Below are 23,768 nucleotides of genomic sequence, written 5' to 3'. Positions count from 1 at the left end.
CCCTTTTCTACAATTGTTTTCCAAAATGAGCGCGAATGGCATCGTTAAAACGCTGAACAGCTTTGGCTTTAGAACCCAGCTCATTAACGTTTGATGATCGCCAGTTGTTTGCGTCACCTGTGATGTCTCGCTCAAGCTCACGCTTTGCTTTTCTCGCATCAAACATTTTTGATTCTTTTGGGCGTTTTTCATTGAGCGCATAACGGTGAAACATTGCATTTCTCGCCATGCGCTCCCATTGATCGATTTCTTTCAATTTCGCCCCTTTTATGAGCAACTTGTATTCTTTGGGTGTCCAAGACATGATTAAGTCGATGTCATGGACATTTAGCCAACGAGCTGCATTGACAATTACTTGGTCGTAGTCGATCCCGTTTTCTCGTTGTATGCTTCTTTCATCATTTCGAGCATCTCCTTGTTGGCTTCGTCCTCTTCCAGACGTTTCGCTTCCATTTCTGGCGTCTCGTTCGGACTCACTTTCTTCGGTTGCGCCATCTTCTCGATCATCTTCCAGTGCTGACGGATCTTTCCTTTGAAAAAACCCGCGGAATCCAACGTCTTGAATGCTTCTTTGATCAATTCATCTGCTGCATTACCTGTTTCATCTTCATTGATAATCTTGGCGAGCGCTTCCTCGATTTGTTCAACAGAAGGCTTTCCTTTTTTGAGGTAAGCAAGTGCACAATCCCAAAATGCAGATAAGTAAGCCGCGTCATCATTTAATAGGCTTAGATAGATTGATAATGTTCCTCCAGACTTGTCACCGTTCTTGTCTTCTTTTGCATATTTTTCGTTTGCTGTTCTGTCAAAAGCAAAGTCACAACGTGCAGCATAATCTTTTCCGTCAATTGTTAAGTAAGCCATGTATAAAACCTCCAGATTGTTTTTAAATTCAAAAGAGCCCGGCTATTGCCCGGGCTCTCATGATCTTATTTTCAAAGTGAATATTAGGCCTCTACCGGTTTCGTCCTTGTTTCAATTTCAGTCATAGGCGATTCGCCGGCAGAATTAACAGCAGATACGTTAACAGTCAGTTTAGTATCTGGCGCAATTCCCGTAAGCGTGCATTTTGGTTCTGTCACTTCTTTGTAGAACACTTTTTCAGATCCCCTGTACACTTTGTATGAAGTCGCCCCATCTACCGCCGTCCAATCCACGGTCACGCTGTCAGTCGTAGCCGTGAACGATAGATTTTGGGGCGCATTAGGGTGTAGTTTTGCCTTCTTCCCCAAACTGCATGAATTTTTTTGCGCCCGCAGAAGATCTGATCTCATCAAGGAGACTTTGAGGTAATGGAGCTAATTCACCCTTGAACGTTTTTCCCAGAACAGGAAGAGTCGTTGAAACCTCAATAAAGCCGTCCTGCGGCGCGCTTTTCTCCAAGCTCTCAATAATCGCATGCCCATATTCAGATGTATGCTTTTGATTTTCATTCAAGTTTAGATTTACCTTCCAGACCTGAATTGCTTCCTCGTTATCATAAGCCTTTTCGATCGCGTCCTGTCCGGGGTCGGTAACGGCTGCATAATATGTCAGCTCAATGTTTTCCGATTTCGGACCATAGCCAACGATCCGGCCGGATTTTGTCGTCTCGTCGACTGTATCCTGCTCTTTCGTGTGGTTACCTTCCGTTTGGAAAGCGATGAAAAGCCCTTCTGTTCCAGTGGCATTCATCGGTTGGACAAAGTAAACCTCATCTTTACCATTCAATAAATCTGGCATATTTTTCATCCTTTCAGTTGTTTATTGTGTAGCGCATTCTGAGAATGCCGTGCTTTGTGTAGCCGTCTATGTCGGTGATCACCTGCATTCCGCTCATCTCAGAACGGCATAAAGAAAAGCCCTCTATTTCTAGGGGCTCTCTCGTTAATGCTTGCAGCATCAAATCAAGGATTTGCATAGCTTCTTTTTTGCCGTTGTAGTCGCTCCAACAATGTAAAACGACATTGATAATCTCGCCTTTTGACGTTTTTGTCTCAAACGGCGAAACGTCATCATCGCCAGTTGTCACATATGGCTTTTTCTGATCTTTCGAGACTGCATCAAGCACACCAGTGACGCGTGCATTCAGCTCTTTATCAGTTGAAAGCCTTTTGAATATAGCTGTCTGCAATGGCCACATGGCTGACCGCATAATAACAGCCCCTTTCTATCGCATTTGACTTACAAAATAGCGCATACCTTCGTCAACTGCCGGGTTCCAGAATGGCTGCGCGCGCATCCCCCGGGTGAAAACCCACTGATTGAGCTTGGTATCGTAATACACCCACGGTGTTTTTCTGCCGTTCCCGTCTTCAGCATAGATGCCGGTTCCGTATTCGACATAAATCGCGTAACTCGCTCCGACAGATATTACCGCTGTCAGGCCGCCGTCTTTATAGTCGATCTCGATAGAGTTTTTCAGGTTACCGCCGTCTATCATAGCTGTCGGGGCGTTTAAAACAGCATGACTATAAATCAGCTCGGCTGTATCGGTAACAATCTGCTTTACGTCATCGATAACACGGTTTCTGAACTCATCTGTAGCCCTTCGCATTTGCCTTACCCATCTGCCGCTAACCTCAGCCATGGTCTTCAAGCACCCCCGAAACCTCGCATTTGAGGTTCATGATCTCGTGCATGCCGCCCTGATCGATCGGCGCCGACTTGAATATGAGAATTTTATTTTCATAGATGATCCTCATTGTTTTATCAATATCGGTGCGATATGGGTAATACACATTGCAGTCAACAGGATTCTGCAACTGCTGCGCTTGGTAAAATTCCCGAGAGCTCACCCCGCAAACGAAACCGTTGATTGTGATGAAATCAACATACTTTTCCTCGTATCCACCCCCACCATCCGGCACTTTCTCAAGCTTCTGAACAGTGAACGTGTGTGGGAATTCATCATATTCGTAAATCATCATTTAACCCTCAAAATCCTATAGGGTTTCAAGTGACGCATAACGGTTTCCGGCAGCTCCGTCTCGAAAGAGTAAGACACATCACCCATGCTGCGACCACTTAAATTCGAGGGCGACATATTAAACTCGATCGCTTTTGCGACAAACAGCTTCACGCCCCCCGGCAGCTTTTCCTCGCCATTAACAAGAAACTTGTTGTTGCAGTAATCCCTCGCGAATTCAATAAAAAGGGGAATAACCTCTTTCAAATAAGCGTCATGCCTATCTGTGGTTATCCCCAACATGGTTTTGATAGTCTGGACATCCATAAAGAGGACCTCCTATTCTTCGCCTAAAACGACTTTAATCAGCTCGTCCTTTTTGGCGTTTGGATCAAATTCAAATTCCTGTTGCTCCAAAAAGGCTATGATGTCGCTTTTGTTTACTTTGGCCAGTTGTTCTTTGCTCATTTCAAAAAGATGATCAAATGATGTGTCAGCCTCCTGAGCAACTTCTCCGGCCTCTTCTACCCTTTTAAAGCCAAAAGGCGCATAGACAACCCTATACGCCTTTTCTGACACATTCAAAATTAAAGAACCGTCTGTGATTATCAAATTAAGAACCTCCTGAGCCTTCCAGCGCTTTAAGGCGGTTTTCGATGTCCGTGAATTTGGCCGTTACATCATCACCCATTTTGTCCATCGTAATCGACTTAGCTTGATAGTGATTATTCTGAACGCTACCATTCCCGATATTACGGCTATTTACAGACCCGTCACCGATATTACGGTTTCTGACCTGTCCTTCTCCGATCATTTCGGAAGTGATGGTGTCAGGTCCCGGGGTGCCTGCGGGCATACCAGATACCTTCGCGCCCGCTTTGACTTCTAATTCTCCACCGATAACCCACTTATCGCCGCCACTAGTCTTGTAGTTTTTCGATGTGAAACTCATATATTACGCCCCCGCTTCCGCTTCTGGTGTAAGAGCTGCAAACGCTTCGTCAGAGAGTGTCATAAATCCGACTTGCTGAGTCACGCGGAGAGCAAACATGTCACGTTCAAACAAGTTAATAGGATTACCGTCTTCATCGACAACCGTTGTTAATGTTGCATCTTGAGAAATATGGTATTCCATTCCTTGAGGTATTCCATAACGGGTATAATCCCAATCGGCTGCCAGTAGATGTGCTTTTGTATAATCCCAAGACTTAGAATCGACATAGCCAATCGGCAAACCTAATACCTCTGAAGTCGCCCCGCCTCTCGGATCGTTAAAAATAGGCTGTCCATTACCGTCCTTTGCTCCGCGCAATTTTTGTTTGAAACGACGTGTAGTAGTAAAGCCGTTTACATCTTTGTCATTGTCCTCAGTGAGTGCCATGACTGCGTTTAACTCATCGTAAAGGTTGCCTAGAGAATTCAAAACAACGGTGTTTCCTGCTGCTTGTGCTTTTTCGAATACAGAATTACCTTTTCCGAAAGGCGATTCAATGCCAAAAAGTGCCGCTTGGTCGAATTTAATAGCGAACGCTTCCGCGATTGCTGGCCGCATTTGAGTAAAAAAGTCTTTAACGGTGTAATGCAAAAACTCTTTTGTGACTGGGACAATGACCCCGAGCTTTTTAGAGGTCATTTTCGCTTCTAACCATGTAGCTTTGGATGTCTTGATTTTTTCACCTTCACCAACCCAGTAAGCTCCGGGACCAGACGCAAGGTAAGTGAATGTCTTCTCGGTTTTAGTCATTTCCTCATATTTTGCTAGTTTTGTGACAGCTGATTGTGTCATAAAGTCTTTTAAAACTAATGTTCCTTGATCAGAAGGGACTTTCCCTTGGACTGCATCCTGCATCAATACGTTATTTGGATCAAAACTCATATTCTGTTTTCCCCCTTATTTTCTGATACTTGCATCAGCAGCAAGCGAACCAATATCTAAATTTCCACCTTGACCAGAACCACCGCCGCCCGGCTCCACGGTCCGGCCGTTCTCTTTGAATTTGTTTTCGACTGCTTGTTGAACAGCAGCATGGTATCTTTCTTCAAGAGTGCTAAGGTTACTCTTCGTCGTTTCTTCGTCATCCCCAAGGAAATAAGCGACAAGATCAGTCGGCAATCCCTTTTCAGATGCGTAAGAAATCGCCGTATTCATGAGCTTTTCGCGCTTAGCTTCTTTCTGCTGCTTCTCGAGCTCTTGCTCAAGCTTCCGAATGCGCTTTTGTTCCTCGGTTTCTTCTGGGTACAGCTCTTTTACTTTGGCATTCACAAGTTCATCGAGATTGTTTGCTTTCCATGTTTCAAGGCTTTTTGTGAAGTGCTGATCCAATTTAGGCCGGATCAGTTTTTGCCCCTCGTCTGTTTCCAGAAAACCTTTCACCTTGTCGGCTGACACGGCCGAAAGTTCTTCCAGATATGCCTTTACGTCTGTATTTTCTTTATTGTCATTGAGAAATTGTTTGACTTCTTCTAAATTCACTTTGATTTCCTCCTTTGCCCTCTACAGTGCGCGCCTGTTATGAGTGCATAAAAAATAAGCCTTTTAACGTCATGCTCAGGACAAAATAAAAAGCCGCTACGTGGCGACTGTTACTTTTCGTGTATAAAAAGCGATCGTTTCAACTCTCGATAAATTTCGTCATATCCTTCGTTGTCTCCAAACCTAGCAGCGACATCCTGCATTTCTATTAATCGCTTAATTCGTTTGTTTTCTTCGTCATCCAAATATAAAACATCTTTCACCGACATGTTATTTGTCCCCCTCCCCGAATAGCTCGTTTTCAGTTTCGCTCTCAATTCTTTCGAGCAAGTTCACGAGTTTCCCCATTGCGTCTACAGCTTTTTCGCGCCAGTTGATTCCGTTGTCATCACCCATGTTATTCGCCCTCTTCCGTATGATCTTCATCTGTAGTGTCTTCTGTCATTTCTTCAGGCGATTCTGCCGCTACCTTGTCAGCTTCGATCTTCGCTTCGAGTGCTGCTAAAAATTCGGCGTCAACGTCAATTTCATCAACGACAAATGTTACTGTAGCTTCGTTAAACTCTCCGACTCTCATAGAAAGCTTTAAATCAGTTAAATGCGTCGGTTCGTGGCCGTCTATTAAAACATCATAGTCCGAGAATACAAGCCCTACATTTTCCGGTCTCTCTTCTTTCCTTTTCCGCGCTTCTTCCGTCAATTTGATCTCTAATTTAGCCATTTAAGAACACCCTTTCATATTCGGATTCACTCACAACGAAAATGCCCGCTAATGACCCGTCGACCGTAACAGCAACATGAACCATCCCGTTATGCTCGCAAATGACTTCTGAACACAATTCAACCGTCAAAAAATCGTATTTTCCCATGTCATTTCCCTTTCTTCTCAATGGATTTGTACCACTCTTCATACGTTTGATATGGGATAGTCTCGCCTGCCCCCGCACCGTCTTTTCTTGCTCGTCTCGTATCTGGCAAAACGCCATTTACTTTGAACGCGATTGTGCAACGACAGTTTATATCATCCTTGGGGTTGTGCATATGTCCGGGCGCCGGCCCGACACCGCCGTAAATTGATTTGAATAATCCGGCAGGTTTAACCGTCTTCCCGTCGAGTTTCCTGTGCCCGGCTCTTGTCTTCAGGTCAAGTGTGGCATTCCACATTTTTTCGAGTTTGCTCTTTTTTGAGGCCTTCTCAGCGCTTTTGAGCCTTCCCAAGACTTGTACCCTATGAACCTCCGTTCTCGCCACGTCACGAGCCTTTCTGCGGGCAAATTCGGTGTTTTTCTCAATGCGTTTCGCTATCTTCGAATAATCCTCGCCCGCCTGTATACCTTGTGCAATAGAGATTTGTATTTGACGGACGTAATCATCCCGATGCCGCTTGTATATTGCGGAAAGCGTCAACTCTGCTATCGGGTTAAGAATTGCCTGCCGGATCACCTCGGTTGTCGGTATACTGAAGCCCAGGTTAACTGCAGCTTCCATCTCATAGAGATAGGCAGAGCGCATATAGTTCTCAAGGAATTGTTTTGCGGCTAACGCTTCGACAATCGTCAGGATTGTTTTGAATGCCTTTGATGATTCCTCTGTCATACGCTCCATTTCTTTTTTGAGCCGGTTGTATTTATTTAAATCAGCCATAGTCAATTGCCCGTTAGTGCTGTATTTCGCATATAAAAGGGCAATCTGCTGATTGATTTCTTTAAGGCGCTCAGCGAAAACGACATCAATCTTTTTCGCGTCCTCGGTGATCATGTCATCAAGGTACTTGTCAATATCATTCTGGTTCATCTTCGTCACCGCCATCGTCCTGATCTGTGTCAATGTCAGTCAACGGCGGCATGCTGTTTCTATATTCCTCTTCCTCTTCTTTCATTTTCTCGAGCTCGTATTGAACGTCATCCACAAATGACAGTAAAGAAAGACGAGTTTCTTCGCTGACAAAGCCTTTCAAGCTTGATGCAATTTGAGCTTCTTCAAGGATATTAACTGGAAGGTTGCGCTTGAAACCGAACCACAATTTTAGATAGTCGTCTTCGCTGGCTTTGCCCTTTGTTCCCCATGCAGAAAAAAGGATTTTGAACTGATACCGAAGGGCTGCTGTCATCTTTCGTTCCATCGTTATGCACTTATTTTCAAGCGCCATAAGTTTGTACTTCATAGCGACACCCGAGACATTGCCGCCGAATGATTCGTCTGTAAAATTGACGGACTTAGCAAAACGAAGGATATTTTCTTCCAGCCGGTTTAAATGGTTCTCGATTATGGCGTCGTTGATGTCCTTCGTGAGATAGCTGACATCGTCACTCTCTTCCAACAGCTGTAGAATCCCGGTTTCTTTCAGCTTTTCCATGGTTTCGTCGTCTACGCCTAAACCTTTCAGAACGAGATATGCTAAACGGTACTGCTCGATCTCGTTGCTGGCGTCAGATAACGTGCGGTCATAAGCATCAATAAGAGACAATACCTTCTCGGCATCGCCTTTTAACTCCTTATTGTTAGCTAACCCAAACAGTGGGCAACCTTTAAACATATGGGGCTGCTTGTGGTCTTCTTTAAACACTGCACTGTCCTTCGTGCTGTAAAAATGAATCGTTGTGTCATCGTAAAACTCCGCTTTTTGCTGTCCGTCACATGTCTCGTAATATCGCAAAGCATATTCGGGTTCATGGATATTTCCGTCAGTGAGAAAAACCACTTCCCAAGGATCGATGTTTTTGATCCTTTCTTCCCCTTCCTTATCCACGTAAGCAAGACGGGCGCCGTATCCGCAAATAGAGGCCATTTTCCCCCACTCGCTGTCCTCGTCAGGAACGTGGTTTCTCAAATTAAAGTCCTCGATCAGCCGCTTTAAAGAATCCTTTTTATCATCAACCTCATATGCGATTGGATGGCCGAATAGATAGCCGACCTTGGTATCGACAATATCGGAATCAAAAGAGTTATTCAGTTTGTTGTTTACTTTATGGTCAATCCGCTTAATGCGCCCGGTTTCAAAATCTTCATAGTCGATCGCTTTCCGTTGAAGAATCGGCACGCCGTCCGGCTCTGCCTTGTATCGATCGTATAATTTTTTCATCCGGTCATGGTCCTGTTTATGCTCTTGGATAATCTGAGAAATTAAGTCCCCTGATATGCCGCTTTTTCTGATTTGATCTAAGAATTTTATCAATCTCTAAACCTCCTTGTTACCCCATGCCCTTTAAGGTTTGATACCTCATAATCATCCAAGCCGTACCAAATGGCCGAGAATGTATGAGGATCGATGTTGAATTCGTCCTCGATGATGTTCCCGTCTTTGTCGACTGCGAAAGTAAGGTCCTTCAGCTCCCTAATGACATCGGGGCATTGATCGGAGCAAATAATTTTCTTGAATCGTTTTACTTTCTTGGTGTATTGCAACCGCGAGCCTTGAAACTTCTTTGCGGCCTTCATGAGAAAGCCTTGCTGCCGAAAGAATCGAATTGTTTTAGGCTCCGCGCTGTCCGCCTTGATCAAAACGCGTTTAAGGTCTTTCAAGTCTTCTGCCGTTTTGTCGTCGGTCGTGTCGTTTTTGTAATACTGCCAGTAGATGTACAAAATCTTTTCTTTATGGTCGATCGCCATACGTACCAAGGCGTTATACGAATCCACGAAACCGAAGTCCATGCCATTTTTTAAAATCGGCCTGTCGATAGCCCTAATTGCTTTCATAACCTCTTCATGCCCCATCACTTCGAACTGTGGCAGGACAAGCTTTCCGTTAACGCCAAAACGACCTTTTCGGGCAATGCGGTAAAGGTCTGGATCGTGGGTTTTCAGATCTTCCAGCTGCTCGATGTAGCTTTCGGGCAAAAATAAATTATCATCGGCTGTGGAGTGATGATAATAGGTGTTGTTTTTTATGATGGTTTTCTTTTTGTAAAGCTCTTCGTCGTCCAAGACAAAGAACTGATTTACTTCATCTTTGAAAAAGTGTTTATACGACCAGTTCCCTTTGCTGACAGGGTTCGTGGACAGAATCATGTGTAATTTTAAAGTCGGATGCCGCAAGCGCCCCAGCAGCTCTTTAAACCCGTCATATTTGACTTCTGAGCACTCTTCAACCCATACAATTGATACATTATTGATCGATTTTAGTTTTGCCGGCTTGTCCATCCCTTTAAAAATGATCTTGCTGCCGTTCGGAAATCGTATTTGCATCGGTGAGCTTACGCACCGGATTTTATGGTCAAGCCCTAAGTCTGTGATGATCTCTTCAAGCAGAGAAAAGGTTGAATCCCTGTGTGTGTCATAAACTTCTCTGACGACTAAGGCTGTCCGCTTTTCTTGCAGCAGTTTCAGAATCAGTTTGAGAGCAACATGATAGCTTTTTGATGATCCGTAGCCACCGACAAGAAAATAAAACTTCTGCGACCAATCAAAAAGAAAGTCCCTGAAACGGGGGTTCACTTCTTTTTCCATCATCGCTCACCTTTATCCTTGATGATAATTTCAAATGTTGAGTCGTTTTCGTCGTCGTTCAGTCGCTCGATTTCGGCTTTTGTCTTATCGATGCGCCCTTTCGTTAGTTCGGTTTCGGCTTTCATTTTCTCGAGCTGTAGCTTTTTGCGGTCGTTTTCTGAAAGTAGATCAGTGTATTTCGCCAAGAACTCAAGGGCTTTCATCTTATCGGCCAGTTTAACGGAAACACCGTCTTTACCGTTTTTCACTTCTGTAATAATTGTGCCGTCTACTTCTGCCGACTCTTTGAAATCAACATAATTGACTTCTTTCGTAATAGGGTTTCCTTCCTCGTCTTCCGTCGGTATTTCCCTTTTCCCGAACGTTGCAAAGTCCGTTATATCAGCGAATGCAATATCGATGTACTTTTGCAAGACTGCTTGAGCATCCAAGAAAACACCCTGCTGTTGCTCCGCCTTCAATCTTTCAATTTCTTTTTTTACGTAAGGCTTCGCAAGGGTTTTATGGCCTTCCGTCTTCGCTGATAGATAGCTGCAACCATAAGCCTTCTGATATGCCTTTGTCGCATTGAAATACTTAATATAATAAAGACAGAACATCTTCTGCTTTTCAGTTAAATCGTCAGATTCGATAATAGGCTGAGGGGTTGCAACCTCTTTAACTCTGGTTGCATCCTTTTTCGTCGGTCCACGCGCCCAACCTTCCCGGCTCTTCCTGCTCTTCAAAGTACCGATTTTAACATTATGCTTTTCGGCCAGTGCCTTCAATGTCAGATCAGTTGTTTCATATTCCTTTTTGATTTTCTCCCAATCCATTTACATGACACCGCCTCCCTCACTTGTTTTTCACGCACCGCCCAAAAGGACAGACGTATTTATTCCCGGCCCATGTCCCCCATACGCATCCATGACACTTGTGAGTTTTTCGGGCCGATTCTCTCGCTTTCTCGCGTTCTTCTTCTCGTTTGTCCTGTAAGTATTGTCGTAGAATCATAATCATTACCGCCTTTATGGTCTCGGGACAAATTCATCCTCGTCTATAGCTTCCTGAATGGCGCTTTTCCCGATCTCAGCCATTCCAATGGCATCAACCGGCGATAATGCGTCATATATTGTCCGAACTGTTCCATCTCTCATCTTGAAAGTCGCCGCATATCCGTCGATCTCTCCGAAATTTTCCTCGATCCATCTGATCAGTCCGTTGTTAGGCCCCGGATACACTCTTGTAACCTTTCCCATAGTTTCCGCCCCTCCCATATTCGCTCTGAGCCGCGCCCGTACTGGCAGACAGTTGCCGCCCTCTTCCAGACGCGTGTCACAACAAACATAAAAAGCGACCTGCATCGCGCAAGCCGCTTTCCCATAACTATTGCCGCCCGTGATAAGGCTGTGACGGGTTCACCCTACAAAGTAGTTAGTAGCAAAGGCCTTATCGGCAATATGTCCGTCCGGGCTAACCCCGAACCCTAAAACCCGATGACGCCGTACGTACTTCGGGATTCTCCTTCTGCACATGGCAGATGAGCTCATAATAGCGAATTCATAGCGAATTGCGGACCTTGATCCGACCTATACTCATATCCGCTCGCGACACCCTAGCCATGCGCCGCCACCCCTGCATGAAACACCTTATGCGCTTCAAGAATACTTTTCTACGCATGGTAGATAGTCTGTGGACACCCTAACCCACATCTTCAAGTGCCCTGCTCCGCCCCACAATTATTACCTATCCCACCGACCCAATGGCCTCTAAAGTGGTTCCATTTGGCTATTCAATAGCCGGGCGTAAGTTCCCTTTTGATATGCGGGCAAGGATTTGCACCTTGCATGATCGGCATTTCACCACAACGGGCAGCAGCTTACCTGACTTCCCCTTTAACGGTTCCCATGGGTTTTAAAACCTCGCCGAGTCGTATCCGATCTTATGCCTAAGCGTCTACCTATTCCGCCACCGCATAAAAAAAGCGCCCCCGCTCATTAGCAGTGACGCTCTTTCTCACTTTATTTTGTGAAGTGGTAAAACTGGGGAACCTGCCTCCCCGTCCTGCCTTCCATTTTACACGACGGATTTTTCCGGATTCAACAACTGCACAATGCGGCAATTTTGGCACAACTGGTTGATGATCTCGTCTTTCATTCGCCGTACGGTTTCCCGAGATATTCCAAGATGGAGACCGATGGCTCGATAGCTCATTCCTTCCGTCATGCAATCATAAATCACTTTGTGCTGCTCCCCTTCGATCTTTCTTGCTGCCGCCTCAATCGCGTATACGCGTTCCTCGAAGTATTCTAGACGCTTGTAGAGACGTTCCTCTCTCATGTCCATATCCCTCAGCTCGGCCTGACTCTTCCCGGGGCTTCCCTTTGGCATGGCTGCCTCCAAACCGTATTGAGCAACACCCCAGCTCCGCATAGGGATGTCGGAACCGTAAAGCACCCTTTGCAATCTCTGAACCTCTTTTGCCATCCAGTGATAACTACTGATCAGTTTTTCAATCTCTTTTTTATACATGATCAATTCCCACCCTTTCTATTTTGGCTAAAGAGCTTTCGGTAAATCGCTTTTGATATGATCGGTACAAATGTAATAAGGAAATAGATCCACATCACTTCATGAATGGTTCTGACGTTAATCTTTAATACAAATACCAAAAACCAAAATGCCACCAAGGAAATCGTTAAATTAATACACCAGATTGTTTCTTGCTTGTTCATTCATACGCCCCCTTATCGTTGTCTGAATGCCCCGCCTTTGGCTCTTTTATAGATAGGCCTGTTTGTATCCATCAGGTTCCTTAAATCCCGTTCAGTGAGCTTTTCCTGCTTTTTCCGCGTGTTCTTTTTGGTCTTTTTCATGTTTTCAGCCTCCTTTTGACACCCTAGTGATCGCGGGGTGTGACTGAAAAGTTGCGAAAATAAAAAACGGACACCAAACAAACAGCGTAAAAGCTGTAAGTTCAGTGTCCGCAGGCTTTCCATCTAGGACGATTATTTTGTTTTCATCTGCTTTTATTATACCAAAATTTTAGGATTGAGAGATAATCTGAACAGCCGCCATATTAATAATATTTTGGGTATCATTACCGCCGGCTTCCGCATACTTCGGCTGTTTCGTAGATTTAGTATTTAGCCAAGAAGAGACTATATCCGTATTACAAGGGTAAGGAAAAATTAATACTTCATAATCCCATTCATTTTCCCTACAAAGTTCCTCGACTTTCTGCTTGGCGACAGCCGCCTCAATTAACGTATCAAATGTTATCGGTTCAAACCCACTAGGGTAACCGTCGGAACTAAAAGCAGTTGATAAAAGGCCTGACTCTCCATCAAATTCTATAACAAATTCCAACCAACCCCGATGATTAATAAGTAACGTATATTGTTCATTCATACAACTTTCTCTCCTTCAATAAATCTGTATATATGAACTCGAAATGCTTTATCTTCGTCCGGCTGACCATATTCATCAAAAGGCCTTTGTACCCGCGTTTGTTCAATATCCACCACAAAACCTAAATGCCAAGCGTGCTTTGCGTGTTCGATCGCTTTTTGACTGCTGTTTGAATAAACTGTCTTGACGTGTTCCTTTTTCATTTCGCTTCCTCCTTATACCACTATATCTTGAAATGCCTAGAAAGTACCTGCTGCCCGATTTGAAAGAACTTCTTCCGTTGCTTATCGTCTAACTTGCTCAGAGACCTAGCTATCGGTTCACAGTGTTTTAAAGATTTATAGAAATTTTCCAACTGCTCGGTGCTCATTTTTTCAAAAGTCACTTTATTCCCTGAGGCCTTTCGAAAACCTTCTAATTTTTCGAGTAGCTGTTTTCTTTTTCCATCCGTTGCTTCAGACATCCCTCATTCTCCTTCCCGGCTCCGGCCGCTAATCTCCTTCTACAAACTTAATTTCATAACAATCTGTATCTGCTCCATTTTTGAAATAATCATTCATGTTTTCGAGAAGACATTCATAGCTGCAAAAATCCAAATATCTAATGCTGTCTATACTGTCATTTCCCCATCTACTATGGTGCGTTGTGACTTTATAGTAATCCTTTGAACGATCTTTTGTGTCGATGGTTTTCCCGCATGTATCACATACCACTTCCACCAATACACTTTCCGTTTTTGTGACTTCTTTTTCTTCGTATTTCCTCAATTTTCTTCATCCTTCCCGGCTCCGGCCGCTTGTTCGTTACATACATAGCATAGTTACTGTAACAACTTTCTTTTTTCCCTTTTTACGATAATGCTCATAGTAATTAAGGTAATCTGATTCTTGGCCGATCTTTCTATAACCTTGCATTCTCAAATTATGTGTAGTTTTTCTAAATTCCTTCCAATCTTCGTCATTCCATTCAGCTATTACAAAATCACCTTTAACCACATTTAGATGCATCGTCGCCCCTCCTTTATCTTGAGTCTTGCTCAGCCACATGCAGAAACATCGCCGACGCCATCGGAGAAGCGACCAACAGCATCACAATAAGCTGCTTGATGCTCTCCAGATACAAATACCCGAATGATGCTAAAGAAAGCGCGCTGACCAGAAAGCAGATCGTCCCGATAAACATTTTTCTTATATCCGTTGCGATCACAAGCGCAACCGTGAATATGGCAACAGTCGCTATCTCTCCGATCTCCGGCCTGTATACCCACAAATACCCGATCCAGAATACACCGCCTAAAGCCACCAGAATTCCCTTGATAACGTTTAAACTTGTCACCCCTTACCATCCCCCTCAAAGCGTGATGAACGCCACTATAGAGCTAATCATTGAAGATATGCACACTGCCGCCATAATATCCCGTAGCTTGTTGTCTTCTTTCTCTCCTATGACTCCGATAAACGATAAGATCATGATGAGCAGCAGGATGATTTTGAATGCTGTGATCATTTCGCTAACCTCCCATCAATCAATAGAAACTCATTTGATCTTTTTTCGAATTCATCCACCATTCTTGTAAGGTGAATATCCGGATTTTCTTGCCCAACAACATCCCCGAATTTCCCAAGAGCACATTTCCGATCAACTTCCGTAACGTTTTCATTGAAACTCTCATCAACTTCGAACCAATCTTTCGAATATATCTCAATAGCTGTTTTCTCATCCTCTGCCGCAATCAACGCATAATATGGTGCAACAACTTCAAAGTATTTCATGAATAGTCCCCCTTTTTATTGATTACAAATTCGATTTCCGCGTCTATCAATTCATGTTTGTTGTTCTTTCAAGCCTTCCCTGCGTTTTTCTTCCCATTCCTCCCGGGTAAATTTACGGCCGCTCGGTGTCCTGTCTGATTTTATGCCGTTTCTTTGCTTCCAGGCGCTTAAAGTGCGCCCGGAAACCAGTAATTCCTCTTGTGCTATTTCTTCATCGCTCATATGCTTACTCAATGTTTTATATTGCTCAGGCGTAAAGCCGATTTCATCGAGGATTCCCATTTTGATCACCCTTTCCCTCTACAGCGAAACGTTTCATAAAATCATTAAACACATCCGATATATGTCGATCTTTAAATTCACGACCATTTAGGCAAAATTGAGCAATGAACTCATATCTTACTTTTAATTTTTCAATTTCTCCCTTTAATCGTTCATTTTCCGCCTGTAGTCGCTTATTTTCCGCTTGTATTTTTTCGATAAAGTCACATGCCTTATCGATACTCTCGGTAACGTAATCGAAATACTTCATCACGCCAAATCCTCCGCCTGCTCCCGCTGCCAACTCCAATCTTTCACATACTGTTCGGACGGCACTATCGGATATTTCTTGATATACGCCAGCCGCTGTTCCTCCGTCATCTTCCAAACCACTACTTCCCCATGCTTGCTTGAATTTCTATTTGAAGTCATAACCGTTTCCCCCTCCAGTTTTGTAAAGAACGCCGTGCCATCTGCTGAACGGCACTTCCCTTTTTACATCCTGTTTGCTTAAGCCTTCCTCGAAAACCTGAATGACCTGCAACTCTTCCTGGTCGTAATTCGTGGCCGACCACTGAACAACGCGCCTTGTCATGCTGCAGCCTCCTTAGAAGGGGAGATCTTCATCTGAAATATCAATCGGCTTACCCTCATTGGCAAACGGATCATCAGGAAAGCTGTTCCCCTGCTGACCGCTGCTCTGGTTCCGCCCTGCGCCGCCCTGCTGCCTGCTATCAGCCTGACCGCCGCCCTTTGGATCGAGAAATTGCACAGATTCGACGTTTACCTCCGTCACAAACACTCTGCGGCCGCTCTGATCGTCATAACTTCGCGTTTGAAGGCGCCCGTCTACGCCTGCCATTGATCCCTTTTTCAGAAACTTGGCAATATTTTCAGCGTTTCTCCAAGCGACACAGTTGATAAAGTCCGCTTCCGTTTCTCCGTTCTGGTTTTTAAATGTCCGATTGACTGCCAATGTAAAGCTGACTACCGATTTGATATTCCCGGTTTCAACTTTGCCACTCCCGACATATCTTAGTTCCGGGTCTCTTGTTAACCTTCCACATAAAACAACTCGATTTATCATGTTTTATATCTCCCTTCCGGTAAAAAACACTCTTAAGCGCCTTTTTAACCACCATATTTCGAATTCTCTCTCACTTCTGTTTAACTTGTTCAAATGAAAATGTTTGAAAAGGTATTTCGCGCCGACAATATTTAATATTTCATCCATGATCGGAACGATATATAGTCGTTTTGATAAAACATTGAGAGGCTTCCAATTGGGCAGCTCATCCCAATTTTCCGGTTTTGCTCCCAATCTGTAATCCCATTTCCAAGAATTCAAATTATAATGTATTTCTGCAAGTTCTTTTTTGCTGAATTCCCGCAAATTCCGCATTTCCTTTTCCCCTTTCGTCTATTTCCGACAGGAATCGACATTCTCAGCCGAAATTTTTCACCCGCGCTTCTCAAGCGCAGCCCTTACCTTTTCCAAATCATGTTCCTCGCCGTCGATCTCGACATACTCCAAATCTTCGTTTATGAAGCCGTAGCGACGTTTTAACTCTATGAGGCTATCTAAACCCCTCCAAAGGGTGTCATGCCCTACAGTGCGCCCGTATTGGTTCTTATAACGGATGATCAGGCGCTTAGATTTTCCCATTCTGCCAACCCCATTATTTGAACCTCGATCCCGGGTTCTTTTCCGTAAACTTTGGCTCCTATGACCATGAAAACTTGGTTATCATCATGCCACGCTGTTTTATTCAGAGAGTCGAAAACACCTTTTACTAGATTGTCTATGTCCGGCTTTTTGATGTGTACCGTTGAAACGGCCTCCTGTTGCTTTTTCTTTGACCAACTTTTTGGAATCGGCATCGAGAAAAGCACCTTTACTACAGTAGGGCCGGTATAAAGCTGCTGTCCTTTCATCTGCTTCTGTGCGTGCAGCTTGATGAAATCCTTATAAGCTAAATACCGCTGTGCGTTTTTATTCACGAATTTCCCACGCCCGGTCATCCGAACGGCTCCCATTGGTGTAATGGGTATGTTAAGAGTGATCATTTTTCTGTTCCCCCTATCCTGACGATTACCGTAAAGGGCAGGAACGTAAATCTAATAAGTTTCATGCCGCCGACCGAATGTATTTCAAAACCGATATTCCAATTCAAGAGTACGAATCCCCAAAATATTCGTGGCATCACTCCGCCGCCTCCTCGTCATCTTCACCGAAAGCCATTTCAATCGATTTTTCAAAGGGATGCACTAACCTTATTTCATGAAATAAACCACTTTCTTCAAAAGCAGATCGTCCTGCTTCATATGCTTCTTCTGGAGAATTAAACTTCTCCATCAAGATTCCATCTAAATAAATACCGAACTTCATTTCTAAATTCCTTTCCCGGCTCCGGCCGTTTATACTTTACCTTCAAGTAGTTTCAAAATGTCATCTATGTCTTTTTCCTCGATGTAATGACGCTTTGCCCTTTGGCATATGAATTTGATTTCCTGCATGATTTTCACACATTCTTTAAAAAGTCGATGGTCGTGGGATACCTTCTCGCTCTCCGTCATCACTTTTTCAGCCTGTTCAATAAGCCATTCCATATCGTCACGCTCGATCTCATCTTCATAGAATCGCTCTTTGATTTCGCTTAATTTGTCCATTTTCTCACCTTCCCGGTTTCCGCCGCCTCCCTTGGTCTGTAAATTAAAGACGGTTCAATTCTACCGGGTGCATAATCAATGTTATATTCCCCACAATAAGGACAGCATTCCGGCTCCTTTTCTCTTTCTAATAAAAGCAACTCGCCGCATTCCCGACATTTGAACTCATACATAACTAGATTTCTTCCCATCATTCCGCCGCCTCCTTATTGATCCGGTTACTCCTTCTATCTGCAAACATCATCATTTGATACTCCTGCAACTGCTTTTCAACAGTTTCCACAGGCACTAAAGGAAAAGCAGTCTTTTCCCACAAAATAAAATCGCACTGCTTATCATTTGCATCAGGGAAATACTTTCTCACTAAGTCAATCCACGTCATTCCGCCGCCTCCACTTCGCATTTGGCACCTTTGAAAACAGTTTCGTAATGTTCGTTTGTATAATGCCCTCTCAATTCCCGGTCGACTTCAAGTGTGACCTCGCCGACATTACCAAACTTCTTTTCTAAATTGTTTTTAATTATTTGTTTCACTTCTTCAGGTGATAAAGTCACTTGCATTTTCATTATTTCGCCGCCTCCAATAGACCGGGATTTTCAAAGACTGTTCCAAGATATTCCGAATCTGGCCCGCAATCGGCAAGAGACTCAGAAGGCCCGTTAATATATTCACCGTAAAATGCAGCTAAATCGTTGTCGTAAACAACCTTAAATATTCTCCCCAAAACGTCTTTTCGAATGTCTCCCTCCCAAATCTCCCGGCCGGTTTCGTCCTTCAATCCGGTGTATTGCATAAGGTAAAAAGGCTCATCATCTGGGTTTTGGAATAGCCCTGCTGTTCTGCCGTTAGATGATTTCGCGAAATCCACACGACCGATCCAAACAAATGGGCTATCAAATTCCGGTTCAAACTCATTTTTATACTCTTCATCAACTGTTCCATGTGTATAGCCATCTCTATCTTGTGAAATTTCTTTAACCCTAAACATGTGCTGATATTTGTTGCTCCATGCTCTGAATTTAATCTCTCTCATCCGTTCTACCTCCCGTCATCTTGTAACCATTGTTCGATCTGTTTTTCCCTGTATCCGGCCTGTCGCAGGATCGACAGCAGCGCTTTGACTTCTTTCATTTCGCCGATCCCCACGCTCGCAAAATTGCATCTCTCAAACCCGGTGGCCGTGTTTCCGTCACCGATCTAACCGGGATACCCACGATATAAGTCGTGTTTGTTTCTTGGATCAATTCGCGGTCGTTTTCCTTAACCATTTCTTGAATAAACACCTTTTTGAATAGTCCGCCGTACTGTGAATTGACTTCTTTTTTGATGATTCTCATATCAAATCCCACCATTCGAACACTTTTTTCTGTTCCTTCTTTTTCCGCCCGATCAGCCGGACGATGAGTCTCTTGATCTTTTTCATTAGTTCTTTACCTCCTGCTCCATGATCGCTTTAAATATTGGGTAAATCTGCTGTGGCACCACCGCATTTCCTAATCCTTTAATTCTGTCCACCCGATTGGGAATCCCATGAGCCACTCGACCCACGTTGGGTTCAGGTGTCCACCGTTGCCTGCCGTCATCTGTTTCCGTTCCTCTTCGGTAATGACTCCTTTTTCCTGAAGATCGATCATCGTTTGAAATGATCCAGTGCCGCCGCACATCCCCTTGGTTCTCGGCGTCGGCCATAGTTTTGTGACAGCAGTGTGCAGGTTTTGACATGATGGATTCATGGCTTTCTTTTCGTTGTAACTCTTGCTGTTTGGATTGTTGAACCGCTTCCGGCTGTCTCTCGTATTCCAAGCGTCTGACGCTGTCGGAGTAGGCAACAACGAATGTTCGATCTCTTCGATGTTTGGCGTCGACGGCACAAGCCGGTATAATAAACGATTGCCCTTTGTAACCTGCACTTTCCAGGTCAAATAACGTGCGGTCGAGTTCCATGTTTGCGAAGTTAGCAACGTTTTCACCAACGACCCAAGTGGGCTTGAGCTCTTTGATGATCCTAAACATTTCTGGCCAGAGGTCGCGGTCATCTTCCTTGCCTTTTCGCTTCCCGGCAATACTGTAAGGCTGGCAAGGGAATCCTCCTGAAATAATGTCAACTGTTCCACCTGGTTCGATCACTCCTTTTTCTTCTAAAAGCTGTCTATTCAAGGTGCATACATCGTCAAAGATGGGGACACCAGGAAAGTTTTTTTGTAGTACCTTCTGACAGAATGGCTCCCGCTCGCAGAATGCCACCGTTTCTATGCCGGCCCATTCAGCAGCAAGCGCGATCCCTCCTATTCCCGCAAACAACTCAATGCTTTTCAATCCGCTACCTCCTGAATGCGTTTTAATTCGCTTGTAAGCTCTTTAAACCAGTTCTGGTCTTTTGTATCTAGTGCGATGTTTATCATCGTTCTGAGGCTTTCCTGCGTGTATTCTGGCGTATCCTCGCATGGTGTTAAGTCCGCCATTCTCTGGCCCAGATATAATTTTTTGTCTTCGGCTCTGACATCTGCATAATTTCCGTTCATTTCAAGGATGTACCCTTTAAGAATTGTTTTTTGATTGCGCCTGTAGAAATTTGAGGGAGAGAACTTCACCCAGTCACCCACATTTAGCCTTGTCACCGTAAATGCTCCCCTTTCGCTCTTTGAGTATCCCGCGTTCGCATTGATCGACAATCAACAAGAATACTTCCAGCGCCGGGCGTTTGAGGGCAGCCGCTGTTTCTTCGATAGAAACGCCCGCCTTCCAGTCCTCTTTCACTCGCTTTACTTCGTCTTCCGTCCAACCAAACTCACACTTAGAAAGCATGATGTACATTACGCGCTCCGCTCCCGCTGCTGCCATTCTGCTATTTTCGCCTCGAGCATCCGAACAGTATCAGTTAAATCCTTTTTCTCGATCTTGCAATTCGGGCAGGCGTGGAAAGCTACCACGCTGGAGTTTTTCACCCTGACAACCTTCTGACCGTTGCACAAATTACACATGTCGCACCCTCCTTATCTATGTTTTTGGGCTATTTAATTTTGTGCCCTATTTCTCTATCAACTCGGGAAAAATATCCCCTAGCCGTTTGAATAATTGTTTTTCCATGCTCCGGGGCATCCATGATATGCGCCGTCCCCTCGTTTCCATCCAAAACTATGACGCGAACTTTTCCCGGCTCAATCGTCCCAGTAAAGGTGAAATCCTTATTGACTTCAATCGTTTCTGGCTGCTTCACTCTGACCGCCCCCAGTGTGCTATAATAGAATTACCCACAGTTCATAAAGCATCGGAGCCTTACGGTTTCGGTGTTTTTTCATTCATAAAGCAATTGCAGCAATTCCTCATTTTCTTGTTTCGCGATCTTACTTCTGACTTTTTCGTCTGGCATTTTGACAGGGAAAGCAAGCTTTTCGACCCTGCTGCTGATCCTGCCGCCCGGATACTTCAAATCCAGTTCGTCAATGGCTAAGTTACTTGTGATGATGGTCGGCTTTTTGTTCTGGAGCCTGTAGTCCAGAATGCGAGTAAACGTTTCTTCTACCCAATCCGTCGCTTTTTCTACTCCGATATCATCCAAGATCGCCAGATCGGCCGTTTTTGCCGCTTCGATAATGTCGGAACTCTTAACCTTCGAATCTGCTTCAAAGGTCTTTTTGATCTCTCCAATCAGATCGGCAGTTGAGGAATAAATGATTTTCAATGGATCGTCCTGTTTGTCGTGCATCTTGGTGATGGCCTTCATGATGCTTGCAGCTAACCGCGTTTTACCGCTCCCCTTTTCATGGCTGTAAAAATACAACCCCTTCCCCTGCTCGCGCATCTGCTCGAATTTCAATACATAGTTTTTTGAAATCCGCTTTGCGTTAGCCGCGCGCTCCTTCGATTCGTCCTTTTCATAAACATCTATTTCAAAGGAATTTAAAGTTACATTTTTAAACTCTTCCGGAAGCCGGGCGCTCAACAGCTTTTTTTCTAAGGTTTTGACAGCCTTGCACGGGCATTCTTTCATGAATTCCTTGTTTTCCTGGTGGTCTTTAATCCAGATCAGGCCGGAGCCGTCGCATTGCTTGTAAATGCAGTTTTCCTCAGAAATCACAGTAAGTGTCTCGAATCGTTCCGGATAAGCCCTTTTCCCTTGCAAGTGCTTCGAGTCTCTCAACCTCTTTGCTAGTCCCGGATTCGATTTCTCCAACTGCTTTAGGGTATCTTCTAAACTGTTCATCTTTCCGCTTACCTCCCTGATTCATCAATATCATGAGACCCTGCCGCGCTTTGTGATCGTCTGTATTTCTAAGGATGCCAAGAGTGTATTTTTCGTTTCGATCGCTGTATTTCTCGACATGTGTCCACATTGCGTAATGCAGTTGATCGACACTGTACTTGCTCATTTTTTCAAGATGAGTCATTAAGACGTTGGCCGAGATTTTACCTGTTGATCGAGTAAGCCGGAGGCAATCAAGATATTGAACTAAGATGCTTTTTTTAATCCCTACTGGGAGAGTCCCTTTTTGAATTGTCAATTCTGTTATTTTTTCAATCTCTTCTAAACTTGAAAGATTTATAGATTTAAGACCAACCGATTCCAGTTCATTTTGAAATGCATCTGTTTTACTGATGTCCTGTTTTTCACTTTCATCCGGTTTATTGTTAGTCTCTGTAGTAGTCTCTGTGTAGTCTCTGGTATTGCTCTGCCCATTTTGGGCAGTCCCATGTGCCCATTTTGGGCAGTCCGACTGCTCATTTTGGGCAGTCCCTCTGCCCATTTTGGGCAGACGGTCGTAATCAATCGAATACCATTTTGTTTTGTCAGCCTTCATCTTGTTGAAATTTCCTGTAATCAATAACCCAGATTCCTCAAGTCTTGCCACAGTGCGTCTTAGTGTGTTTTTAGACCAAAACGGAAACTGTTCCAACCACTCGTCATAGGTGTTATAAATCCACTTCCGACCGTCTCTTTTTTTACCTGATGACTTTAACCAGTAATGGACTTGTTGAAGAACGATCGCTTCGTTTAATCCGATTTCTTTCGCTAAAGAAGGAATGACAATCAAGGGATATTCGTCTAATAGCAAACCGTTCAATGCCTCTGCCTCCTTTTCTCCGTCCGTCTCTTGATGATCTGTTAATCTCTCTTTGGCTTTTCTCCGGTTATTTTCTCGTAGTCGTCGTAGGCCAATTCCTTATACATAGGGTGTAATCTTCTGATTGACCACAAGCACAGGCTTTTTAATTCCTTGTTTTCGGCCATAAGTTTTTTGTATGCCGTCATTAACTGTTCTTTGCTCCATGGAATGTTCATTTCCTCGTCCCTTTCCGTTTAAAAGTATTGATAGTTGGTGATGACGACTGAATCTAAATCGTAGTATCCTTCAATTTCTAACTCCATTTGTTTAATGTCATTAGGAGATATCAAATGTTTGTTTTTAACTGAAACTATTACTCTTGCGTCTGCTTTTTCTTCACCTTTCCGAAACTTATAACTGACAAGAAAATGTCTTCTCATACCTCGTCTTATCAATCCTGATCCCTCCCGCCTCGTTTAACATTGATATAATTAAAACAGCCTCTACACGCTCTGTTTGGGTGATTGTGACAAAACCACCTTTTCATTACTTTGTCTTGCACTTCTTCTGATTCTTTAAGCAATTCATTAGCGATGGGAGTATAAAAGTCTGTGGTTATAGCGCAATCGTGACAAGGCTTCTCAAGTAGTTCTAATTCCGGATCGTTCATAAACCTATTCCAATAGTTTTCCTTCGGTTTATTTGTTTTGATGTGCAAACTAATCACCTCAACTCAGAATTTTCAATGGAAATCAGCATATAATTCCTCGATCTGGTTGCATATCTCATGTTGCCAATCAGTATCATTTGTCATCGATCATAT

General features: G+C 43.9%; 54 protein-coding genes. All 54 read right to left on the bottom strand.

Annotated elements, in window-relative coordinates; all coding sequences use genetic code 11:
- Positions 1-7: 7 nt before the first annotated feature.
- The 54 genes from MHB78_RS01255 to MHB78_RS00990 all read right to left on the bottom strand — a co-directional run bounded on the left by MHB78_RS01255 (position 8) and on the right by MHB78_RS00990 (position 23,400).
- Positions 8-256, bottom strand: a complete 249-nt coding sequence (locus MHB78_RS01255) for a hypothetical protein (RefSeq protein WP_231947375.1) — start codon at positions 254-256, stop codon at positions 8-10.
- A 95-nt stretch (positions 257-351) separates the two neighbouring features.
- Complete coding sequence (locus MHB78_RS01250; RefSeq protein ID WP_046131985.1) at positions 352-864, bottom strand: tail assembly chaperone; 513 nt, start codon at positions 862-864, stop codon at positions 352-354.
- Between the two features lie 83 nt (positions 865-947).
- Positions 948-1,274, bottom strand: coding sequence for a fibronectin type III domain-containing protein (locus tag MHB78_RS01245; protein WP_082094145.1), 327 nt, complete (start codon positions 1,272-1,274; stop codon positions 948-950).
- Positions 1,204-1,722 carry a phage major tail protein, TP901-1 family gene (locus tag MHB78_RS01240; RefSeq protein ID WP_052948546.1) on the bottom strand — a complete coding sequence of 173 codons (519 nt, stop codon included), beginning with the start codon at positions 1,720-1,722 and terminating at the stop codon, positions 1,204-1,206. The genes MHB78_RS01245 and MHB78_RS01240 overlap by 71 nt, the downstream gene beginning before the upstream one ends.
- Before the next feature lie 13 nt (positions 1,723-1,735).
- A complete protein-coding gene (locus MHB78_RS01235) occupies positions 1,736-2,134 on the bottom strand; it encodes a DUF3168 domain-containing protein (RefSeq protein ID WP_065894630.1) in 399 nt (132 codons plus the stop codon).
- A 15-nt stretch (positions 2,135-2,149) separates the two neighbouring features.
- Positions 2,150-2,569 (bottom strand): HK97-gp10 family putative phage morphogenesis protein, encoded by a 420-nt coding sequence (locus tag MHB78_RS01230; protein WP_065894632.1) that lies wholly within the window; start codon positions 2,567-2,569, stop codon positions 2,150-2,152.
- Positions 2,562-2,906: a phage head closure protein gene (locus MHB78_RS01225; RefSeq protein WP_065894634.1), complete on the bottom strand. Its 345-nt coding sequence runs from the start codon at positions 2,904-2,906 to the stop codon at positions 2,562-2,564. Before MHB78_RS01225 ends, MHB78_RS01230 begins: the two co-directional genes overlap by 8 nt.
- Positions 2,906-3,214, bottom strand: coding sequence for a phage head-tail connector protein (locus MHB78_RS01220; protein ID WP_065894636.1), 309 nt, complete (start codon positions 3,212-3,214; stop codon positions 2,906-2,908). Before MHB78_RS01220 ends, MHB78_RS01225 begins: the two co-directional genes overlap by 1 nt.
- 12 nt (positions 3,215-3,226) lie before the next feature.
- Positions 3,227-3,499, bottom strand: coding sequence for a hypothetical protein (locus MHB78_RS01215; protein ID WP_065894638.1), 273 nt, complete (start codon positions 3,497-3,499; stop codon positions 3,227-3,229).
- Position 3,500: 1 nt separating this feature from the next.
- On the bottom strand, positions 3,501-3,839 hold the full coding sequence (locus tag MHB78_RS01210; protein WP_065894640.1) for a hypothetical protein: 339 nt from the start codon (positions 3,837-3,839) through the stop codon (positions 3,501-3,503).
- A 3-nt stretch (positions 3,840-3,842) separates the two neighbouring features.
- Positions 3,843-4,763 (bottom strand): phage major capsid protein, encoded by a 921-nt coding sequence (locus MHB78_RS01205; RefSeq protein WP_065894643.1) that lies wholly within the window; start codon positions 4,761-4,763, stop codon positions 3,843-3,845.
- Between the two features lie 15 nt (positions 4,764-4,778).
- A complete protein-coding gene (locus MHB78_RS01200) occupies positions 4,779-5,360 on the bottom strand; it encodes a DUF4355 domain-containing protein (protein ID WP_065894644.1) in 582 nt (193 codons plus the stop codon).
- Positions 5,361-5,470: 110 nt separating this feature from the next.
- The gene (locus MHB78_RS01195) at positions 5,471-5,629 is read right to left on the bottom strand and encodes a hypothetical protein (RefSeq protein ID WP_157759343.1); all 159 of its coding nucleotides are present in this window, start codon (positions 5,627-5,629) and stop codon (positions 5,471-5,473) included.
- A gap of 1 nt (position 5,630) precedes the next feature.
- On the bottom strand, positions 5,631-5,756 hold the full coding sequence (locus MHB78_RS01190; protein ID WP_269082051.1) for a hypothetical protein: 126 nt from the start codon (positions 5,754-5,756) through the stop codon (positions 5,631-5,633).
- A gap of 1 nt (position 5,757) precedes the next feature.
- A complete protein-coding gene (locus MHB78_RS01185) occupies positions 5,758-6,081 on the bottom strand; it encodes a hypothetical protein (protein ID WP_046131976.1) in 324 nt (107 codons plus the stop codon).
- On the bottom strand, positions 6,074-6,229 hold the full coding sequence (locus MHB78_RS01180) for a hypothetical protein (protein ID WP_164918166.1): 156 nt from the start codon (positions 6,227-6,229) through the stop codon (positions 6,074-6,076). The genes MHB78_RS01185 and MHB78_RS01180 overlap by 8 nt, the downstream gene beginning before the upstream one ends.
- Before the next feature lies 1 nt (position 6,230).
- Positions 6,231-7,154: a phage minor head protein gene (locus tag MHB78_RS01175; protein ID WP_065894646.1), complete on the bottom strand. Its 924-nt coding sequence runs from the start codon at positions 7,152-7,154 to the stop codon at positions 6,231-6,233.
- Positions 7,141-8,535, bottom strand: coding sequence for a phage portal protein (locus tag MHB78_RS01170; RefSeq protein WP_065894648.1), 1,395 nt, complete (start codon positions 8,533-8,535; stop codon positions 7,141-7,143). The genes MHB78_RS01175 and MHB78_RS01170 overlap by 14 nt, the downstream gene beginning before the upstream one ends.
- Entirely contained in the window at positions 8,532-9,806 is a 1,275-nt protein-coding gene (locus tag MHB78_RS01165) for a PBSX family phage terminase large subunit (protein ID WP_335498153.1), read from the bottom strand. Before MHB78_RS01165 ends, MHB78_RS01170 begins: the two co-directional genes overlap by 4 nt.
- On the bottom strand, positions 9,806-10,621 hold the full coding sequence (locus MHB78_RS01160) for a terminase small subunit (RefSeq protein ID WP_335498152.1): 816 nt from the start codon (positions 10,619-10,621) through the stop codon (positions 9,806-9,808). Before MHB78_RS01160 ends, MHB78_RS01165 begins: the two co-directional genes overlap by 1 nt.
- A gap of 192 nt (positions 10,622-10,813) precedes the next feature.
- Positions 10,814-11,044, bottom strand: coding sequence for a hypothetical protein (locus MHB78_RS01155; protein WP_145643940.1), 231 nt, complete (start codon positions 11,042-11,044; stop codon positions 10,814-10,816).
- 817 nt (positions 11,045-11,861) lie between these two features.
- Positions 11,862-12,317, bottom strand: coding sequence for a sigma factor-like helix-turn-helix DNA-binding protein (locus MHB78_RS01150; protein ID WP_216899431.1), 456 nt, complete (start codon positions 12,315-12,317; stop codon positions 11,862-11,864).
- Between the two features lie 2 nt (positions 12,318-12,319).
- Positions 12,320-12,520 (bottom strand): hypothetical protein, encoded by a 201-nt coding sequence (locus tag MHB78_RS01145; protein ID WP_216899386.1) that lies wholly within the window; start codon positions 12,518-12,520, stop codon positions 12,320-12,322.
- Between the two features lie 12 nt (positions 12,521-12,532).
- Positions 12,533-12,661 (bottom strand): hypothetical protein, encoded by a 129-nt coding sequence (locus MHB78_RS01140; protein WP_011197862.1) that lies wholly within the window; start codon positions 12,659-12,661, stop codon positions 12,533-12,535.
- Between the two features lie 169 nt (positions 12,662-12,830).
- Complete coding sequence (locus MHB78_RS01135; RefSeq protein ID WP_216899385.1) at positions 12,831-13,196, bottom strand: hypothetical protein; 366 nt, start codon at positions 13,194-13,196, stop codon at positions 12,831-12,833.
- Entirely contained in the window at positions 13,193-13,399 is a 207-nt protein-coding gene (locus MHB78_RS01130) for a hypothetical protein (RefSeq protein WP_216899383.1), read from the bottom strand. Before MHB78_RS01130 ends, MHB78_RS01135 begins: the two co-directional genes overlap by 4 nt.
- 20 nt (positions 13,400-13,419) lie before the next feature.
- On the bottom strand, positions 13,420-13,659 hold the full coding sequence (locus tag MHB78_RS01125; RefSeq protein WP_216899381.1) for a hypothetical protein: 240 nt from the start codon (positions 13,657-13,659) through the stop codon (positions 13,420-13,422).
- Between the two features lie 28 nt (positions 13,660-13,687).
- Positions 13,688-13,963, bottom strand: a complete 276-nt coding sequence (locus tag MHB78_RS01120; RefSeq protein WP_175077379.1) for a hypothetical protein — start codon at positions 13,961-13,963, stop codon at positions 13,688-13,690.
- 36 nt (positions 13,964-13,999) lie between these two features.
- Positions 14,000-14,203 (bottom strand): hypothetical protein, encoded by a 204-nt coding sequence (locus MHB78_RS01115; protein ID WP_145930129.1) that lies wholly within the window; start codon positions 14,201-14,203, stop codon positions 14,000-14,002.
- A 13-nt stretch (positions 14,204-14,216) separates the two neighbouring features.
- On the bottom strand, positions 14,217-14,531 hold the full coding sequence (locus MHB78_RS01110; protein WP_216899379.1) for a hypothetical protein: 315 nt from the start codon (positions 14,529-14,531) through the stop codon (positions 14,217-14,219).
- 15 nt (positions 14,532-14,546) lie between these two features.
- Positions 14,547-14,702, bottom strand: coding sequence for a hypothetical protein (locus MHB78_RS01105; protein WP_216899377.1), 156 nt, complete (start codon positions 14,700-14,702; stop codon positions 14,547-14,549).
- On the bottom strand, positions 14,699-14,968 hold the full coding sequence (locus MHB78_RS01100; RefSeq protein WP_216899375.1) for a hypothetical protein: 270 nt from the start codon (positions 14,966-14,968) through the stop codon (positions 14,699-14,701). The genes MHB78_RS01105 and MHB78_RS01100 overlap by 4 nt, the downstream gene beginning before the upstream one ends.
- A 51-nt stretch (positions 14,969-15,019) precedes the next feature.
- Positions 15,020-15,250, bottom strand: a complete 231-nt coding sequence (locus tag MHB78_RS01095; RefSeq protein ID WP_216899373.1) for a hypothetical protein — start codon at positions 15,248-15,250, stop codon at positions 15,020-15,022.
- The gene (locus tag MHB78_RS01090) at positions 15,234-15,617 is read right to left on the bottom strand and encodes a septum formation initiator family protein (RefSeq protein WP_216899371.1); all 384 of its coding nucleotides are present in this window, start codon (positions 15,615-15,617) and stop codon (positions 15,234-15,236) included. The genes MHB78_RS01095 and MHB78_RS01090 overlap by 17 nt, the downstream gene beginning before the upstream one ends.
- Before the next feature lie 30 nt (positions 15,618-15,647).
- Positions 15,648-15,824 carry a hypothetical protein gene (locus MHB78_RS01085; RefSeq protein WP_216899370.1) on the bottom strand — a complete coding sequence of 59 codons (177 nt, stop codon included), beginning with the start codon at positions 15,822-15,824 and terminating at the stop codon, positions 15,648-15,650.
- A gap of 12 nt (positions 15,825-15,836) precedes the next feature.
- Positions 15,837-16,316: a single-stranded DNA-binding protein gene (gene ssb / locus MHB78_RS01080; protein WP_216899369.1), complete on the bottom strand. Its 480-nt coding sequence runs from the start codon at positions 16,314-16,316 to the stop codon at positions 15,837-15,839.
- Between the two features lie 372 nt (positions 16,317-16,688).
- Positions 16,689-16,895, bottom strand: coding sequence for a hypothetical protein (locus MHB78_RS01075; protein WP_216899368.1), 207 nt, complete (start codon positions 16,893-16,895; stop codon positions 16,689-16,691).
- Positions 16,874-17,296: a RusA family crossover junction endodeoxyribonuclease gene (locus tag MHB78_RS01070; RefSeq protein ID WP_216899367.1), complete on the bottom strand. Its 423-nt coding sequence runs from the start codon at positions 17,294-17,296 to the stop codon at positions 16,874-16,876. Before MHB78_RS01070 ends, MHB78_RS01075 begins: the two co-directional genes overlap by 22 nt.
- Positions 17,293-17,433, bottom strand: a complete 141-nt coding sequence (locus MHB78_RS01065; protein ID WP_175077390.1) for a hypothetical protein — start codon at positions 17,431-17,433, stop codon at positions 17,293-17,295. Before MHB78_RS01065 ends, MHB78_RS01070 begins: the two co-directional genes overlap by 4 nt.
- A complete protein-coding gene (locus tag MHB78_RS01060) occupies positions 17,433-17,618 on the bottom strand; it encodes a hypothetical protein (protein ID WP_175077391.1) in 186 nt (61 codons plus the stop codon). The genes MHB78_RS01065 and MHB78_RS01060 overlap by 1 nt, the downstream gene beginning before the upstream one ends.
- Positions 17,619-17,647: 29 nt before the next feature.
- Positions 17,648-17,899 (bottom strand): hypothetical protein, encoded by a 252-nt coding sequence (locus MHB78_RS01055; protein WP_175077392.1) that lies wholly within the window; start codon positions 17,897-17,899, stop codon positions 17,648-17,650.
- Positions 17,887-18,093, bottom strand: coding sequence for a hypothetical protein (locus MHB78_RS01050; RefSeq protein ID WP_254416543.1), 207 nt, complete (start codon positions 18,091-18,093; stop codon positions 17,887-17,889). Before MHB78_RS01050 ends, MHB78_RS01055 begins: the two co-directional genes overlap by 13 nt.
- Entirely contained in the window at positions 18,090-18,281 is a 192-nt protein-coding gene (locus tag MHB78_RS01045; protein ID WP_006640540.1) for a hypothetical protein, read from the bottom strand. The genes MHB78_RS01050 and MHB78_RS01045 overlap by 4 nt, the downstream gene beginning before the upstream one ends.
- A complete protein-coding gene (locus tag MHB78_RS01040; RefSeq protein WP_009330082.1) occupies positions 18,278-18,466 on the bottom strand; it encodes a hypothetical protein in 189 nt (62 codons plus the stop codon). The genes MHB78_RS01045 and MHB78_RS01040 overlap by 4 nt, the downstream gene beginning before the upstream one ends.
- Positions 18,466-18,933, bottom strand: coding sequence for a YopX family protein (locus MHB78_RS01035; protein WP_216899366.1), 468 nt, complete (start codon positions 18,931-18,933; stop codon positions 18,466-18,468). The genes MHB78_RS01040 and MHB78_RS01035 overlap by 1 nt, the downstream gene beginning before the upstream one ends.
- A gap of 94 nt (positions 18,934-19,027) precedes the next feature.
- Complete coding sequence (locus tag MHB78_RS01030) at positions 19,028-19,237, bottom strand: hypothetical protein (RefSeq protein ID WP_175077394.1); 210 nt, start codon at positions 19,235-19,237, stop codon at positions 19,028-19,030.
- 85 nt (positions 19,238-19,322) lie between these two features.
- The gene (gene dcm / locus MHB78_RS01025) at positions 19,323-20,216 is read right to left on the bottom strand and encodes a DNA (cytosine-5-)-methyltransferase (protein ID WP_216899363.1); all 894 of its coding nucleotides are present in this window, start codon (positions 20,214-20,216) and stop codon (positions 19,323-19,325) included.
- Positions 20,213-20,518 carry an IDEAL domain-containing protein gene (locus MHB78_RS01020; protein WP_335498125.1) on the bottom strand — a complete coding sequence of 102 codons (306 nt, stop codon included), beginning with the start codon at positions 20,516-20,518 and terminating at the stop codon, positions 20,213-20,215. Before MHB78_RS01020 ends, dcm begins: the two co-directional genes overlap by 4 nt.
- The gene (locus MHB78_RS01015) at positions 20,496-20,714 is read right to left on the bottom strand and encodes a hypothetical protein (protein ID WP_216899359.1); all 219 of its coding nucleotides are present in this window, start codon (positions 20,712-20,714) and stop codon (positions 20,496-20,498) included. The genes MHB78_RS01020 and MHB78_RS01015 overlap by 23 nt, the downstream gene beginning before the upstream one ends.
- On the bottom strand, positions 20,714-20,881 hold the full coding sequence (locus MHB78_RS01010; RefSeq protein WP_216899357.1) for a hypothetical protein: 168 nt from the start codon (positions 20,879-20,881) through the stop codon (positions 20,714-20,716). The genes MHB78_RS01015 and MHB78_RS01010 overlap by 1 nt, the downstream gene beginning before the upstream one ends.
- A 29-nt stretch (positions 20,882-20,910) precedes the next feature.
- Positions 20,911-21,099 carry an XtrA/YqaO family protein gene (locus MHB78_RS01005; RefSeq protein ID WP_309245931.1) on the bottom strand — a complete coding sequence of 63 codons (189 nt, stop codon included), beginning with the start codon at positions 21,097-21,099 and terminating at the stop codon, positions 20,911-20,913.
- A gap of 96 nt (positions 21,100-21,195) precedes the next feature.
- A complete protein-coding gene (locus MHB78_RS01000) occupies positions 21,196-21,978 on the bottom strand; it encodes an ATP-binding protein (RefSeq protein WP_216899353.1) in 783 nt (260 codons plus the stop codon).
- Entirely contained in the window at positions 21,968-22,963 is a 996-nt protein-coding gene (locus MHB78_RS00995) for a hypothetical protein (RefSeq protein ID WP_216899351.1), read from the bottom strand. The genes MHB78_RS01000 and MHB78_RS00995 overlap by 11 nt, the downstream gene beginning before the upstream one ends.
- 236 nt (positions 22,964-23,199) lie before the next feature.
- Complete coding sequence (locus tag MHB78_RS00990) at positions 23,200-23,400, bottom strand: hypothetical protein (protein ID WP_216899349.1); 201 nt, start codon at positions 23,398-23,400, stop codon at positions 23,200-23,202.
- Between the last annotated feature and the right edge of the window lie 368 nt (positions 23,401-23,768).

Origin of the sequence: Bacillus sp. FSL K6-0138 (assembly GCF_037982765.1) — a bacterium.
Lineage (GTDB): Bacteria > Bacillota > Bacilli > Bacillales > Bacillaceae > Bacillus > Bacillus glycinifermentans.
Note: the sequence above shows the minus strand (reverse complement) of the source record. Positions and strands in the feature narration are given on the sequence as shown.